Annotated in this window: 16 protein-coding genes; 9 read left to right on the forward strand and 7 right to left on the reverse strand. The window is 56.7% G+C overall.

The annotated features are described in order from the left end of the window. Window positions 1-92 precede the first annotated feature (92 nt). From aat to ABLV49_RS11865, 3 genes are all read left to right on the forward strand, one after another. Window positions 93-881 carry a leucyl/phenylalanyl-tRNA--protein transferase gene (gene aat / locus ABLV49_RS11855; RefSeq protein ID WP_349276611.1) on the forward strand — a complete coding sequence of 263 codons (789 nt, stop codon included), beginning with the start codon at window positions 93-95 and terminating at the stop codon, window positions 879-881. Beyond that, on the forward strand, window positions 878-1,639 hold the full coding sequence (locus tag ABLV49_RS11860) for an arginyltransferase (protein ID WP_349276613.1): 762 nt from the start codon (window positions 878-880) through the stop codon (window positions 1,637-1,639). The genes aat and ABLV49_RS11860 overlap by 4 nt, the downstream gene beginning before the upstream one ends. A 91-nt stretch (window positions 1,640-1,730) precedes the next feature. Further along, window positions 1,731-2,510 carry an IclR family transcriptional regulator gene (locus tag ABLV49_RS11865; protein ID WP_349276615.1) on the forward strand — a complete coding sequence of 260 codons (780 nt, stop codon included), beginning with the start codon at window positions 1,731-1,733 and terminating at the stop codon, window positions 2,508-2,510. Window positions 2,511-2,641: 131 nt separating this feature from the next. On the opposite strand, the gene pbpG is transcribed toward ABLV49_RS11865, so the two are convergent. The 6 genes from pbpG to ABLV49_RS11895 form a co-directional block, all read right to left on the reverse strand. Further along, the gene (pbpG, locus tag ABLV49_RS11870) at window positions 2,642-3,733 is read right to left on the reverse strand and encodes a D-alanyl-D-alanine endopeptidase (protein WP_349281690.1); all 1,092 of its coding nucleotides are present in this window, start codon (window positions 3,731-3,733) and stop codon (window positions 2,642-2,644) included. Window positions 3,734-3,928: 195 nt separating this feature from the next. Beyond that, the gene (locus ABLV49_RS11875) at window positions 3,929-5,467 is read right to left on the reverse strand and encodes a 2-isopropylmalate synthase (protein WP_349276617.1); all 1,539 of its coding nucleotides are present in this window, start codon (window positions 5,465-5,467) and stop codon (window positions 3,929-3,931) included. A gap of 266 nt (window positions 5,468-5,733) precedes the next feature. Further along, window positions 5,734-6,546: a CDP-diacylglycerol--serine O-phosphatidyltransferase gene (gene pssA / locus ABLV49_RS11880; protein ID WP_349276619.1), complete on the reverse strand. Its 813-nt coding sequence runs from the start codon at window positions 6,544-6,546 to the stop codon at window positions 5,734-5,736. 233 nt (window positions 6,547-6,779) lie between these two features. Then, entirely contained in the window at window positions 6,780-7,796 is a 1,017-nt protein-coding gene (ilvC, locus tag ABLV49_RS11885; RefSeq protein ID WP_011801118.1) for a ketol-acid reductoisomerase, read from the reverse strand. 69 nt (window positions 7,797-7,865) lie between these two features. Next, entirely contained in the window at window positions 7,866-8,357 is a 492-nt protein-coding gene (gene ilvN, locus ABLV49_RS11890) for an acetolactate synthase small subunit (protein ID WP_011801117.1), read from the reverse strand. 108 nt (window positions 8,358-8,465) lie between these two features. Continuing rightward, complete coding sequence (locus ABLV49_RS11895) at window positions 8,466-10,244, reverse strand: acetolactate synthase 3 catalytic subunit (protein ID WP_349276622.1); 1,779 nt, start codon at window positions 10,242-10,244, stop codon at window positions 8,466-8,468. A gap of 330 nt (window positions 10,245-10,574) precedes the next feature. Between ABLV49_RS11895 and ABLV49_RS11900 the strand changes: the two genes are divergently transcribed. The 6 genes from ABLV49_RS11900 (at window position 10,575) to ABLV49_RS11925 (ending at window position 13,993) form a co-directional block, all read left to right on the forward strand. Beyond that, entirely contained in the window at window positions 10,575-11,141 is a 567-nt protein-coding gene (locus ABLV49_RS11900) for an RNA polymerase sigma factor (RefSeq protein WP_349276624.1), read from the forward strand. Then, window positions 11,138-11,584 carry a DUF3619 family protein gene (locus tag ABLV49_RS11905; RefSeq protein WP_349276626.1) on the forward strand — a complete coding sequence of 149 codons (447 nt, stop codon included), beginning with the start codon at window positions 11,138-11,140 and terminating at the stop codon, window positions 11,582-11,584. Before ABLV49_RS11900 ends, ABLV49_RS11905 begins: the two co-directional genes overlap by 4 nt. Then, window positions 11,581-12,318, forward strand: coding sequence for a DUF3106 domain-containing protein (locus ABLV49_RS11910; RefSeq protein WP_349276628.1), 738 nt, complete (start codon window positions 11,581-11,583; stop codon window positions 12,316-12,318). The genes ABLV49_RS11905 and ABLV49_RS11910 overlap by 4 nt, the downstream gene beginning before the upstream one ends. A gap of 124 nt (window positions 12,319-12,442) precedes the next feature. Then, the gene (locus ABLV49_RS11915) at window positions 12,443-12,943 is read left to right on the forward strand and encodes an RDD family protein (protein ID WP_349276630.1); all 501 of its coding nucleotides are present in this window, start codon (window positions 12,443-12,445) and stop codon (window positions 12,941-12,943) included. Between the two features lie 37 nt (window positions 12,944-12,980). Beyond that, window positions 12,981-13,385, forward strand: a complete 405-nt coding sequence (locus ABLV49_RS11920) for a diacylglycerol kinase (protein WP_415838095.1) — start codon at window positions 12,981-12,983, stop codon at window positions 13,383-13,385. Window positions 13,386-13,402: 17 nt separating this feature from the next. Further along, window positions 13,403-13,993 (forward strand): TIGR00730 family Rossman fold protein, encoded by a 591-nt coding sequence (locus ABLV49_RS11925; protein ID WP_349276633.1) that lies wholly within the window; start codon window positions 13,403-13,405, stop codon window positions 13,991-13,993. A 6-nt stretch (window positions 13,994-13,999) separates the two neighbouring features. Here the strand turns inward: ABLV49_RS11925 and ABLV49_RS11930 are convergent, their stop codons facing one another. Next, window positions 14,000-14,338 (reverse strand): P-II family nitrogen regulator, encoded by a 339-nt coding sequence (locus ABLV49_RS11930; RefSeq protein ID WP_349276635.1) that lies wholly within the window; start codon window positions 14,336-14,338, stop codon window positions 14,000-14,002. Window positions 14,339-14,341: the final 3 nt, after the last annotated feature.

Genomic DNA, 14,341 nt, shown 5'->3' on the forward strand with positions numbered 1-14,341 from the left:
TTTACGCAAGCAAAACTTGTGCAGCTAGCTATCAAATATATAGCAATTTATGATCTGCTGGCCTACCGTGATCTTCAGGACTGAACCTCTTCATGCCCTTGCCTGACCAAGCTCCTAAACCACCGTCGCGGCCCTTGCCGTGGCTTGCAGCTGGACAGTCTTTTCCGTCACTGGAAAACGCCTGGGGCAATGCAGACCCGGCACCGGGCCTGCTGGCTGCCGGCGAAACACTGGATACAGCCACCTTGGTTCGGGCTTACTCACGCGGGATTTTTCCCTGGTTCAGCCTGGGGCAGCCTGTGCTGTGGTGGAGTCCCGATCCGCGCATGGTGCTGCAAACCCGCGACTTCAAACTGCACAGGTCCTTGCGCAAAGGCATCGTTCGCTTCATGAACGATGCCCAATGCGAAATCAGGTTTGACAGCGCCTTCCAGCGCGTCATTAGCGCCTGCGCCAGCAAACCCAGGGCCAGCCAGTCCGGCACCTGGATCGTTTCAGAAATGGAGCAGGCTTACGGCGAATTGCATTGCGCCGGACATGCCCACAGCGTGGAAACCTGGGTGAACGGCGAGCTTGCCGGCGGCCTGTATTGCGTCAATCTGGGCCGGATGGTGTTTGGCGAGTCGATGTTTGCGCATCAGACTGACGCCTCCAAAATCGCCCTGGCTGCGCTGGTGGCCTTTTGCCTGGCCACGGACATCGCAATGATCGACTGCCAGCAAAATACCGGGCACCTAGCGTCGCTCGGCGCTGCTGAAATCAGCCGCGCCGAGTTCAGCAGTCACCTCAGCCAGAACGTGGGTAAAACCGCTCCCGCGTGGCATTTCGATTCTCTATACTGGCATCAGATTTTGAATGACGCAACGCCCGCAATACCGTGACGCACCTCAAAGACCTGCCTCTACACACCTTGCAGTTTTACGCAACGGCGCCCTACCCTTGCAGTTATTTGCCGGGCAGGCAGGCTCGCTCGCAGGTTGCAACGCCCAGCCACCTTATTCATAACGACGCCTATTCGGAACTGGTCACCCAGGGCTTCCGGCGCAGCGGGATGTTCACCTACCGCCCTTACTGCGATGGCTGCCAGGCCTGCGTGCCGCTTCGTGTGCCAGTCAACTCCTTTCAACCTGACCGCAGCCAGCGCCGTGCCTGGAAGCGGCACCAGACGCTGCTGGTCAGCAGTCTCAAGCTGTGTTTTTTGCCTGAGCACTATCAGCTCTACCTGCGCTACCAGAACAGCCGCCATGCCGGCGGCGGCATGGACCACGACAGCATTGACCAGTACACCCAGTTTCTGCTGCAAAGCCGCGTCAACTCGCGCCTGGTGGAGTTTCGCGAGCGTTTGCCCAATGGCGAGGCAGGCGCCCTCAAGATGATCTCCATCCTCGATGTGCTGGAAGACGGCATCTCGGCGGTTTATACCTTTTACGAACCGGAAGATCGGGCCGGCTATGGCAACTACAGCGTGCTTTGGCAGATCGAACAGGCCCGGCAGCTTGGCCTGCCTTTTGTCTATCTGGGTTACTGGATAGCGCACAGCCCGAAAATGAACTACAAGCTCGGATTCAGGCCCAACGAGATACTGCTGAATGGCCAATGGATAGCTTCCAGCACGGCCAAGGTCATCAGTCACGAATGATTTAACGACCAACAACGGGGCGACGCCTGGTAGTGGTTCAAAATTACGCGACTGATTTCACAAGGTAAAATCTGATGCAGAAAGTCTGCACATGATAAAACCCGACAGCGACCTTCCCGTCAAACCGACCGTCCAGGTGATTGAACGCATGTTCACCCTGCTTGAAATTCTGGCCGCCCATGAAGAAGCCGTTTCCCTCAAGGAAATCAGCGAGAAATCAGGCCTTCACCCTTCGACAGCGCATCGCATCCTGAACGATCTGGCCACAGGCCGTTTCGTGGACCGGCCAGCGGCAGGCAACTACCGGCTGGGCATGCGTTTGCTTGAACTGGGCAACCTGGTCAAGGCACGCCTGAATGTCCGTGATGCGGCCCTGATCCCCATGCGAGAACTGCACAAGCTGACACAGCAGCCGGTCAATTTGAGCATGCGCCAGGGCGACGAAATCCTGTACGTCGAACGCACATACAGCGAACGCTCCGGCATGCAGGTGGTACGGGCTATTGGCGGCCGGGCGCCGCTGCACCTGACCTCAGTGGGCAAGTTGTTTCTGGCCTCTGACGACCCCCAGCGCCTGCGCGCCTACGCGACACGCACCGGCCTGCCCGGCCAGACGCGCAACAGCATCACCGAGTTACCTGTTCTGGAGCGTGAACTGTCAAAAGCGCGTCAATACGGCATTGCACGCGACAACGAAGAACTGGAACTTGGCGTTCGCTGCATGGCCGCCGGCATTTATGACGACCAGAACAAACTGGTGGCTGGCCTGTCAATTTCAGCACCCGCCGACCGGCTGGATGAAAGCTGGCTACCCAAGTTGCAGGCAACAGCCAACGAAATATCGTCAGCGCTTGGCTACACTTTAAGGTAAAAATTGACATTTGCGCTTATAGCGCGGGCATACTCAGCTATCAATAAAATAGCAAAACAACCGACTGCACACCTGTTTCAAGTCGGTAAACCCGAGCCAGGCATGCGTCATCAACTTGCTGACTATTACGATTAACCGCTGATCTGCTTGTCCGAAGCACTTAGCTTAAGTTTTTGGTCAGTGACGACCGGATTGGTTTCCACCCAGCGGCGCACGCGTTCGGCATCACCCAGTCGGCTTAGCTTGCCCGCTGAGTCCAGAAACACCATGATCAGTTTGCGACCTGCAATTTTGGTTTGCATCACCAGGCACTGACCGGCTTCAGTGATATAGCCCGTTTTCTGCAGGCCAATATTCCAATCAGGATTTTTCACAAGGCGATTGGTGTTGTTGAACTGCAAGGTGCGGCTACCGACAGCCACCTGGTAACTGGGAGATGTGGTCAATTCACGGAGCACCGGATCCCCGTGCGCGGCATTGACCAGAGCAGCCAGGTCTTGCGCGCTGGACTGGTTGCGGCTGGAAAGGCCGGTGGGTTCTGCATAGCTGGTGTCATGCATGCCCAGCATTTTCGCCTTGGCATTCATCAGGCTGACAAAAGTGGCCATGCCGCCCGGATAGGTACGGCCCAAAGCATGGGCCGCGCGGTTTTCGCTGGACATCAGTGCCAGGTGCAGCATTTCGCCGCGTGACAGCGTGGCGCCTACGCTCAGACGTGAACGGCTGTGTTTTTCGGTATCAACGTCATCCTGCGTGACCGTGATCATTTCATCCATGGGCAGCCTGGCACCGCTGATGATGACGCCGGTCATCAATTTGGTCAGTGATGCAATAGGCAAGACCGCATGCTCATTTTTGCTGAACAGCACTTCACGCGTGTCCTGGTCAATCACCAGGGCTACGCTGGACTTCAAATCCAGCGGATCGATGGCGCTGTGCAGGCCGGCCATCTGGCCGAACGAAGGAATGGCCGGAACCAGAGCCTGAATAATTGAAGGATGCCTGGTCCTGGCTACCTTGGCGCTGGCTTCAAAACGAACGCTCTTGCGGGTTGAAACCACTTTTTTGGAAGCTGTCGATTTTGCGACATGGGGCTTCTTGACAATCGCGCGTTTGGACGATGATTTCGCGGATGTCGCATTGGCTGCAGGTACGACCAAGGCAAACGACAAAGCGAAGAATCCAACGATTTTTAGTGCGCGACTCAAAAGCTGATTAGACATGGTGAATATTGCCTGTTTTGGTTGCGATATAGGGAAACCCTGAAGTGTATAGAAATAGAAAAAGTCACGCAATATCAGGAGCTTGCGTGACTTTCTTAAATCAGTACCGTAGGTCTGGCTTTCAGCCTTGGCCGGCGGAAAAACAGGAGGGCTAAGCCCTTGAATATGAAGGATATTGTTCAATTATCCAAGGCATTACCCTTGCGCGGCAACCCGGTCGGCTTTACTTTGCAGCTTATTCAGGGCGCTCAGGTAAGCCTTGGCAGAAGCCACCACGATATCCGGATCAGACCCGACGCCATTGACCACGCGCCCACTGTTTTGCAGGCGCACCGTCACTTCGCCCTGGCTTTCGGTCGATCCACTGATGGCATTGACTGAATAAAGCACCATCTCGGCACCGCTCTTGACGTGGGTTTCAATCGCCTTGAGCGATGCATCCACCGGGCCATTGCCGTCTGACTCGCCCCTGACCTCCTTGCCCGCCACCGTGAAAATCACGCATGCCTGGGGACGCTCACCTGTTTCACTGTGCTGCGACAAGGACACAAAACCATATTGCTCGTTGCTGTGGGTGACGCTCTCATCGCTGACCAGAGCAAGAATGTCCTCGTCAAAAATTTCGCTTTTGCGGTCCGCAAGGTCTTTGAACTTGATGAAGGCATTGTTGATGTCGGTTTCGCTTTCCATCGCCACGCCCAGTTCCTGCAGCCGCTGCTTGAAGGCATTGCGGCCGCTCAGCTTGCCCAGCACGATTTTGTTGGCTGACCAGCCCACATCTTCAGCCCGCATGATCTCGTAGGTATCGCGTGCCTTCAAGACGCCATCCTGATGAATGCCGGAAGCGTGGGCAAAAGCGTTGGCTCCCACCACAGCCTTGTTGGGCTGTACCACAAAACCCGTCGTCTGGCTCACCAGGCGACTGGCAGCCAGTATTTGCTGCGTGTCGATGCCAATATCCAGCCCGAAGTAATCCTTGCGCGTTTTCACGGCCATCACCACTTCTTCAAGCGAGCAGTTGCCCGCGCGTTCGCCCAGGCCGTTGATGGTGCATTCAACCTGCCGGGCGCCGCCAATCTTCACCCCTGCCAAAGAATTGGCAACGGCCATGCCCAAATCGTTATGGCAATGAACCGACCAGACAGCCTTGTCGCTGTTGGGAATACGCTCACGCAGGTTCCTGATGAAGTTGCCGTAGAGTTCGGGAATTGCATAGCCCACGGTGTCGGGAACATTGATCGTGGTGGCTCCTTCGTTGATGACAGCCTCAATGACCCGGCACAAAAAGTCCGGGTCAGAGCGATAACCGTCTTCGGGGCTGAACTCGATGTCGGCCATCAGGTTACGCGCAAAGCGCACCGAAAGCCGCGCCTGCTCAAATACCTGATCGGGCGTCATGCGGAGCTTTTTTTCCATATGCAGTGCGCTGGTTGCCAGAAAAAGGTGCAGACGACCCGAGTTGGCCGGTTTCAGCGCCTCTGCCGCCCTTGAAATATCACGGTCGTTGGCGCGCGCCAGTGAACAGATGGTGGAATCCTTGATGACTTCCGCAATCGCCTTGACACATTCAAAGTCACCGTTAGAACTAGCGGCAAAGCCGGCTTCGATCACATCAACCTTCAGCCGTTCCAGTTGCCGGGCAATACGCAGTTTTTCATCACGGGTCATGGAGGCACCGGGTGACTGCTCGCCGTCGCGCAAGGTGGTGTCGAAAATAATGAGTTTGTCAGTCATGGGAGTTTTCTCGGTTTAGGGTGTGGAGCTTTGTCTGCAACAGTGCGGCAGAGAAAAAATAATGTGTATCTGGAAGCAGGCTTTAAATTAGTTTCAACATCATTGAACTTTCATTATTTTCAAAACCAGCAACCCAAATGAAAACGGCCCGTTGCTGGTGCAAACGGGCCGTTGAATCAGGTGTACGCGTGCGCTACCGTCTCCGCCCGTTGGCAGATAGCAGTAGTGCTAGCGAAATTTTCTTCATTCGGTCAATGTACCACAATTTATTTGTGCAGCCCACGCTCGTCAGGTTCGTCGGTAGAGGTGGAAATGACACTGGTCTGCTGGCCTTTGGCCTTGCGCCAGCCATACAGCGCATAGCCAGAAAAGCCATAAATAACAAACAAACCGAACATGACCGTAGGTGGATCGATATTGATGACGGCAATGCCGAGTGCGATCAATACGATGACGACAAACGGAACGCTGCGTTTCACCTGAATATCCTTGAAGCTGTAAAAAGGCACGTTGGTGACCATCGTCAGGCCGGCATAGAGCATCAGACCAAAGGTAATCCAGCGCACATCCACCCCGTCAACGCCCCAATCATTCATCAACCAGATAAAACCCGCCACCAGAGCGGCGGCGGCAGGCGAAGGCAAACCCTGGAAAAAACGCTTGTCAACCACGGCGGTATTGACATTGAACCGCGCCAGGCGCAATGCCGCGCAAGCGCAATAGACAAAAGCGCCAATCCAGCCCCAGCGACCCAGGCTGGTCAGCGCCCAGACATAGGCAATCAAGGCAGGCGCCGCGCCAAACGACACCATGTCGGAGAGCGAATCCATCTGCTCGCCAAAAGCACTCTGGGTGTTGGTCATACGCGCCACCCGGCCGTCCAGGCTGTCGAGCACCATGGCGCAGAATACGCCGATAGCAGCTTGGTCAAAGCGACCGTTCATGGCCATGACGATGGCATAAAAACCGCCAAACAGTGCAGCCAGCGTGAACAGGTTGGGCAAGATGTAAATGCCCTTGCGCCGTTTGCGTGGCAAGACCTCTGCGTTCGCAGGAACGTCATCCTCGCCATCATGCATAAAAAGTACTCCTCAAGCACGACTGGTGCGCGCAAATAGCTATTGAATCCATAGCACGCAGAGTCTGTGACCCCATGTGTGAAACGGCCCTGTGACGCGGCAGATTCCAGCCCATCCTGCCCAGGCGCAACAACAGGGCTTCGGGAAGCGACGATTTTGCCAGCACCATTGAAAAAGCCGCGCAAGAACTTCGCGCGGCTTTTTGCAGGACGGGGTCCGTTGTGATCAAAAAATCAGTTGCGCGTCTGGTCAACCAGCTTGTTCTTGGCAATCCACGGCATCATGGCGCGAAGCTTTCCGCCCACTTGCTCGATCTGGTGCTCGGCATTCAAACGGCGGCGGCTGATCAGGGTAGGAGCGCCAGCGATGTTCTCCAGCAGGAAACTCTTGGCGTATTCGCCGGTCTGGATGTCCTTGAGCACGGCGCGCATGGCGTTCTTCGTGTCTTCGGTCACGATGCGCGGGCCGGTCACGTACTCACCATACTCGGCATTATTCGAGATGGAGTAGTTCATGTTGGCAATGCCGCCTTCGTAGATCAGGTCCACGATCAGCTTGAGTTCATGCAAGCACTCGAAGTAGGCCATTTCGGGTGCGTAGCCGGCTTCCACCAGCGTCTCGAAGCCAGCCTTGATGAGTTCGACCGCACCGCCGCACAGCACAGCCTGTTCGCCGAACAGATCGGTTTCGGTTTCTTCGCGGAAGTTGGTTTCAATGATGCCGGCCTTGCCGCCGCCATTGGCCATCGCGTAGCTCAGGGCCAGGTCGCGGGCCTTGCCGGACTTGTCCTGATGCACTGCAACCAGGTGCGGCACGCCGCCGCCCTGGGTGTAGGTGTTGCGCACCGTGTGGCCTGGGGCCTTGGGGGCGACCATCCAGACATCCAGGTCGTCGCGCGGAATCACGGCGCCGTAATGCACATTGAAGCCGTGGGCGAACACCAGGGAAGCGCCCTGCTTGATGTTGGGAGCCACATCGTTCTTGTAAACCGCGCCGATTTGCTCATCAGGCAGCAGGATCATGACCACATCAGCGGCTTTGACGGCATCAGCCACTTCAGCAACCTGCAGGCCGGCTTTTTCAACCTTGGGCCACGAAGCGCCGCCTTTGCGAAGGCCTACGACAACCTTGACGCCGCTGTCATTCAAATTCTGGGCGTGTGCATGGCCTTGGCTACCGTAGCCGATGATGGCCACGGTCTTGCCCTTAATCAGGCTCAAATCACAATCCTTGTCGTAAAAAACTTTCATCTGTCGCTCCTAAATAATCGCAATAAAAATAAAAAACCTGCCATATCCGTTACACGGATTCTGGCAATCTCAAACCCTCAGAATCCGCTCGCCCCGGCCAATGCCGCTTGAACCGGTTCGCACGGTTTCAAGAATGGCGCTACGGTCAATCGCTTCCAGAAACGCATCGTTCTTGGTCTGGTCGCCGGTCAGTTCAATCGTGTAACTCTTTTCAGTCACGTCGATAATCCGACCGCGAAATATATCAGCCATGCGCTTCATCTCTTCGCGCTCCTTGCCGACCGCGCGCACCTTGACCATCATGAGTTCACGCTCGGTATAGGAGCCTTCTGTCAGGTCCACCACCTTGACCACTTCAATCAGGCGGTTCAGGTGCTTGGTGATCTGCTCGATCACGTCGTCCGAACCCGAGGTCTGGATCGTCATGCGAGACAGCGTCGGGTCTTCAGTCGGCGCGACGGTCAGGCTCTCGATGTTGTAGCCACGCGCTGAAAACAGGCCGACGACGCGGGAAAGAGCGCCCGGCTCGTTTTCCAGCAAAACTGCAATGATGTGTTTCATATAAGAAGATTCCTCTTTTCGCTGCCCTCCCCCGCGCACGGTAATGCGCAGGCTCGGCAGTCAATAGATTCGTCAGTTGACGGGTGAATAAATAAAAGGGCGATGCGCTCAGAGGTCTTCCGATCCCAGCAGCATTTCAGTGATGCCCTTGCCGGCCTTCACCATCGGGAACACGTTTTCCGTCGGATCGGTACGGAAATCCATGAACACGGTGCGGTCCTTGAGCTTGCGCGCTTCGCGCAGCGCCGGCTCCACATCCTGCGGCTTTTCGATCAGCATGCCGACATGGCCATAGGCTTCGGCGAGCTTCACGAAATTGGGCAGCGCATCCATGTAGCTGCTGCTGTAGCGGCCGGCATATTCGATTTCCTGCCACTGGCGCACCATGCCCAGGTAGCGGTTGTTGAGCGACACGATCTTGATCGGCGTGTTGTACTGCAGGCAGGTCGAAAGCTCCTGGATGCACATCTGCACCGAGCCTTCGCCGGTAATGCAAAACACTTCCGAGTCCGGCTTGGCCAGCTTGATGCCCATGGCATAGGGAATGCCGACACCCATGGTGCCCAGACCGCCGGAATTGATCCAGCGGCGCGGCTCGTCGAATTTGTAGTATTGCGCGGCCCACATCTGGTGCTGGCCCACATCCGAGGTGATGTAGGTGTCGGCGTCCTTGGTCATGTTCCACAGTGTCTCGACCACATACTGCGGCTTGATCACGTCGCCGGTGCCCAGGCTGTACTTCATGCAGTCCCGCTTGCGCCACTCGTCAATCGTGCTCCACCAGCCGCCCAGCGCATCGGCGTCAGGCTTCAGGCCCGATTCGCGAATCATGGCGATCAGTTCGGTCAGCACATCCTTGACATCGCCCACGATGGGAATATCGACTTTCACGCGCTTGGAAATGCTCGACGGGTCGATATCGATGTGAATGATTTTTCGTTCATTTTGGGCGAAGTGCTTGGGGTTGCCAATCACACGGTCATCAAAACGCGCGCCGACAGCCAGCAGCACGTCGCAATTCTGCATGGCGTTGTTGGCTTCGAGCGTGCCATGCATGCCCAACATGCCGAGAAATTTTTTGTCGCTGGCCGGGTAGGCGCCCAGGCCCATCAGCGTATGGGTACATGGGTAACCCAGCATGTCCACCAGCGTGCGCAACTCTTGCGAAGCGTTGCTGAGCAATACGCCGCCGCCAGTGTAAATATAGGGCCGCTTGGCCGCCATCAGCAAATGCAAGGCTTTGCGGATCTGCCCGGCATGGCCTTTGCGAACCGGGTTGTAGGAGCGCATTTCAACACTCTTGGGGTAGCCGGCATACAGGGTCTTGTTGAACGAGACATCCTTTGGCACATCAACCACCACAGGACCAGGCCGGCCGGTGCGGGCGATATGGAAAGCCTTTTTCATGGTCTCGGCCATGTCCCGCACGTCCTTGACCAGGAAATTGTGCTTGACGATCGGGCGGGTGATGCCGACGGTATCGCATTCCTGGAAGGCATCCAGGCCAATAGCGGCGGTCGGTACCTGGCCGCTGATGATGACCATGGGGATGCTGTCCATGTAGGCCGTGGCAATCCCGGTCACAGCATTGGTCAGGCCAGGGCCGGAAGTGACCAGCGCAACGCCAACATCGCCAGTGGCGCGAGCATAACCATCGGCGGCATGTACTGCGGCCTGCTCGTGGCGCACCAGCACATGCTGGATCGAGTCCTGCTTGTAAAAGGCGTCGTAAATATGAAGAACCGCACCGCCTGGATAGCCCCAGATGTACTTGACACCTTCGGCCTGAAGCGCTTTTACGAGGATTTCAGCGCCCCGCAGATCCTGAGGGTTGGTTTGGGCAGATGTTGCCGCTGCGGAAGCAATTTCCGCCTTTGTGATTTCCATGATGAACCTTTGTGAATTTCTCTAACGAAATACCTAGGGTGCCTCTTGGCCCGCTCTTGTGAAGCTGCGTCGAGACTTGAGGCCAAAACCATAAGCAGAAACATAATCCGCCGAGCCATGACCCGTTTGCCTTTTGATTTGCAGGCAGCATTATGACACCGTGCGCTACCTGCTTGCCGCGAAGCACCTTTCAACCCTGTAACAGCCACGTATCCGACACTCGCAGACGTGGTGCGATAATTTTCAGGCTGAACATTGGCTTGAAGGCCATGCAACGAAACATTTAGGCCTGAGCACAATAAAAACGCTGGACAACCCGGAATCACACCGTTGGCAACTGAACAAGAACTTTCCGACTTCCTGAAAAGCGTTGAAAAACGGGCCTTCAAACGCAGCATTTATCACGTCCGGGACGAAGAAGCCGCGCTTGACATTGTCCAGGACAGCATGATGAAACTGGCGCAGCACTACGGTGACAAACCGGCTGCGGAGTTGCCCATGCTGTTTCAGCGGATTTTGGCCAACACCACGCTGGACTGGTTCCGGCGCCGCAAGACCCGCAACGCCCTTTTTTCCAACATGAGCGAGTTTTCTGCCTCCGGAGAAGATGGCGATTTTGATCTTCTGGAAACTTTGGAGAGTCTGAGCAACTCTGAAGGCACGGAAAGCGCCCAGGACGCCACCGAACGGGCGCAAATATTGCATGAAATTGAACTTGAGATAAAGGAGTTGCCGGACCGTCAACGGGAAGCGTTTCTGATGCGTTACTGGGAGGAAATGGATGTGGCTGAAACGGCCGCAGCCATGGGTTGCTCGGAAGGCAGCGTCAAAACACACTGTTCCCGTGCAGTTCACGCCCTCAGTAAAGCGCTGAGCGCCAAAGGGATCAAACTATGAAGAATTCACCTCAAAAAAGAGCAGATATTCTGCAAGACCGTTTCGGTCTCAAAACCGCGTCTTACCTGTCGGCAGGTACGGCAGACCTGCCGCACGATATTTCCGAGCGCTTGCGGGCAGCCCGCGTACAGGCGGTTTCCCAGCGCAAGATCGCAAAAACCCAAACTGCTGCTCATGCGGTCAATGTGGGCGGCAGCGCGGCGCTGACCTGGGGCGCCGATGAAGGCTTGAGTTGGTGGGGCCGGATTGGCTCGGTGCTGCCGTTGATTGCACTGGTCGTGGGCCTGTTGGCCATCAATTCGTTTCAAAATGACAACAGGACACAAGAACTGGCTGAAGTGGATTCGGCATTGCTGATTGATGAGTTGCCTCCAGCCGCATTTGCAGACCCTGGTTTTGTCCAGTTTCTCAAAGCCACGCGTCAAACTGCAACTGTCCAATGACGATACAGGCGACTGTTCATTCGACTGCGCAGCAGCATCCACTTGCCTGCTTGATGGAGCAGACGAGAGGCGGATTGACTTTGAAGCTTCAATTACTTGGATCGGGACTGGCGCTTGCCGGTCTTCTGGCCTGGTCTTCGGCTGGTTTTGCACAGATCCAAAAACCACAGGTTTCAGCCAGCGCAGCGTTGGCCGGTAAAACCGTAGCCTCGGGTCCTGACTGGTCTCAACTGACGCCTTCGCAGCAGCAAGCCCTTGCACCGCTGGCGTCGAGCTGGAACACCGGCATGAGCGAGGCACAAAAACGCAAGTGGCTGGAAATCTCCAAGAATTACAGCGCGCTCACTCCACAAGATCAGGCGACGCTGAACAGCCGAATGAACGAATGGGTTGCCCTCAGCCCGCAACAACGCGCGCAGGCACGACTGAACTTCGGCAAGACCAAAGAGCTGTCCAGGCAATTGACACCCGAAGAAAAGAAGGCCAAATGGGAGGCGTATCAAGCCTTGAGCCCTGAAGAAAAACAGAAGCTTGCCGCCAAGGCCAGCCCCAAGCCGACCGGCGCGGCCACAGCAGTCAAACCCGTGGCGCCGCAAAAGCTGGCGTCAGTTCCTGCACAGTCTGCCAGCAAGCCGGCGTTCAAGCCCGCGCCTAAAATCATTCCTTCGTTCCCGGCTGCAGTGCCTGTTCCTGCAACGCCGGCTTCCGTACCCGGCACAGCACCGCAGCGATAAAAACCGGCGCTGCATTGCTGGCCGATTTTATTGCTCAATCAGTGCGGCAGTCTGCTGCCCGCGCTCACCACAAGCTATTAAATTGATAGTAAAAGATACTCAAATCCCGTCTATTCCAAGGCGCATGGCCTGCTGGATGTATGAAGGCTTGCTGATGTTTGGCGTGGTCTTCATTGCCGGCTACCTTTTCAGCACCCTGAGCCAGACGCGCAATGCACTGGACAACCGCCATGCCCTGCAGGCTTTTGTATTTGTCATTTTTGGCATTTACTTTGTCTGGTTCTGGGCCAAGGGCCAGACGCTGGCGATGAAGACCTGGCACATCCGCGTCGTCGATGTGCATGGCGCCCCGATTACCCAGCAACGCGCGCTGCTGCGCTATGTGCTCAGCTGGATGTGGTTTTTGCCGCCGCTCGGCGTGAGTTGGCTGCTGGACCTGCCCGCCATGAAAGGCGCCGTGCTGACGCTGGGCTGGGTCGCCATCTGGGCCATTTTGGCGCGCTTTCATCCACAGCGGCAATTCTGGCATGACGCCTGGGCAGGCACCCGCTTGATTACCTGGATCACCCCCGCAAAAACGAAGCCACCAGCACCCGACAAAACTCTGGTTTCCCGGTCATCCTGAAAGCTGGAGGTCATAAAGCTGCGAGACAATGCCTGGCATGCCTGAACAAGTCCCGTTTTCCGCAACTGCCAACCCCCAGAAAAATCGCCGGGGGCTGAACCGCGTCTGGCATGCCGCCGGCTATTCCCTGGCCGGCCTGCGCGCCGGCTGGAGAGAAACGGCTTTTCGGCAGGAGGCGCTTGCTTCCATGGTGCTGGTTCCTGCGGCTTTCTGGCTGGGCAACAGCTGGATTGAAACCGTGTTACTGGCGGGAACCGTCATGCTGGTGCTGATTGTCGAGCTGCTCAACACCGGCATCGAGGCGGCCATCGACCGCATTGGCCCTGAATGGCATGATCTTTCAAAACGCGCCAAGGACATGGGCAGCGCTGCGGTGCTGCTCAGCCTGCTGCTCTGCGCGGGCACCTGGACACTGGCGCTGGTGCATCGGTTTGGCGCATGAACTCTGAAACCACAAGCATGAATAAACCTTCCTTTTCCCTGTGCGTGTACTGCGGCTCGCGTCCCGGCAACAGTCCCGAATTTGCAGCGGTGGCGCGTGAAGTCGGCGCCTGGATAGGCCAGCGCGGCGGCCAGCTGGTGTATGGCGGCGGCCACAATGGCTTGATGGGCATCCTGGCCGACGCGGCGCTGGCCGCAGGCGCGCGGGTGGTGGGCGTGATTCCGAAGGCGCTGGTCGAAAAGGAATGGGCGCATACCGGCTGCACCGAACTGCACATCGTGGAGAACATGCACGAGCGCAAACGCATCATGGCCGAGCATGCCGATGCCTTTCTGGCCCTGCCTGGCGGCATCGGCACGCTGGAAGAATTTTTTGAAGTCTGGACCTGGCGCCAGCTTGGCTACCACGACAAGCCGGTGGGCCTGCTCAACATGAACGGCTTTTACGACAGCCTGCTGACCTTTCTCGGCTCGGCGGTCACCACCGGCTTCATGAATGAATGGCAGATGGGGCTGATCCGCACCGGCAGCGATGCGCAAGCGCTGATGGAGCAGCTGGTGCAAGAGGCAGGCACCGCAGCACAGGCCCTCCGGCTTGACCAGATTTAAGCCGGATTAAATCGCAGCTTCGTCTTCTTCTCCGGTGCGGATGCGCAGCACGCGCTCGACGCTGGTGACGAAAATCTTGCCGTCGCCAATCTTGCCGGTGCGTGCCGCGCGCACGATGGCATCGACACAGCGCTCGACATCGGCGGTATTGACGACCACTTCGACCTTGACCTTGGGCAGGAAATCAACCACGTACTCGGCGCCACGGTACAGCTCGGTATGGCCTTTCTGGCGGCCAAAACCCTTGACTTCCGTCACGGTCAGGCCGGTCACGCCACATTCAGCCAGGGCTTCGCGGACTTCTTCGAGTTTGAAGGGCTTGAGGATGGCGGTAATTTGTTTCACGAA

The organism is Polaromonas hydrogenivorans (genome assembly GCF_040105105.1).
In the GTDB taxonomy this organism is placed as follows: Bacteria; Pseudomonadota; Gammaproteobacteria; order Burkholderiales; family Burkholderiaceae_C; genus Polaromonas; species Polaromonas hydrogenivorans.

What these genes read in the sequence shown, in the direction of transcription:
- ABLV49_RS11910 (WP_349276628.1), top strand. Translation starts at nt 11,581, where the DNA reads ATGACGATACAGGCGACTGTTCATTCGACTGCGCAGCAGCATCCACTT.
- aat (WP_349276611.1), top strand. Translation starts at nt 93, where the DNA reads ATGCCCTTGCCTGACCAAGCTCCTAAACCACCGTCGCGGCCCTTGCCG.
- ilvC (WP_011801118.1), bottom strand. Translation starts at nt 7,796, where the DNA reads ATGAAAGTTTTTTACGACAAGGATTGTGATTTGAGCCTGATTAAGGGC.
- ABLV49_RS11895 (WP_349276622.1), bottom strand. Translation starts at nt 10,244, where the DNA reads ATGGAAATCACAAAGGCGGAAATTGCTTCCGCAGCGGCAACATCTGCC.
- pbpG (WP_349281690.1), bottom strand. Translation starts at nt 3,733, where the DNA reads ATGTCTAATCAGCTTTTGAGTCGCGCACTAAAAATCGTTGGATTCTTC.
- ABLV49_RS11915 (WP_349276630.1), top strand. Translation starts at nt 12,443, where the DNA reads ATGGCCTGCTGGATGTATGAAGGCTTGCTGATGTTTGGCGTGGTCTTC.
- ABLV49_RS11875 (WP_349276617.1), bottom strand. Translation starts at nt 5,467, where the DNA reads ATGACTGACAAACTCATTATTTTCGACACCACCTTGCGCGACGGCGAG.
- ABLV49_RS11920 (WP_415838095.1), top strand. Translation starts at nt 12,981, where the DNA reads ATGCCTGAACAAGTCCCGTTTTCCGCAACTGCCAACCCCCAGAAAAAT.
- ilvN (WP_011801117.1), bottom strand. Translation starts at nt 8,357, where the DNA reads ATGAAACACATCATTGCAGTTTTGCTGGAAAACGAGCCGGGCGCTCTT.
- pssA (WP_349276619.1), bottom strand. Translation starts at nt 6,546, where the DNA reads ATGCATGATGGCGAGGATGACGTTCCTGCGAACGCAGAGGTCTTGCCA.
- ABLV49_RS11865 (WP_349276615.1), top strand. Translation starts at nt 1,731, where the DNA reads ATGATAAAACCCGACAGCGACCTTCCCGTCAAACCGACCGTCCAGGTG.
- ABLV49_RS11905 (WP_349276626.1), top strand. Translation starts at nt 11,138, where the DNA reads ATGAAGAATTCACCTCAAAAAAGAGCAGATATTCTGCAAGACCGTTTC.
- ABLV49_RS11925 (WP_349276633.1), top strand. Translation starts at nt 13,403, where the DNA reads ATGAATAAACCTTCCTTTTCCCTGTGCGTGTACTGCGGCTCGCGTCCC.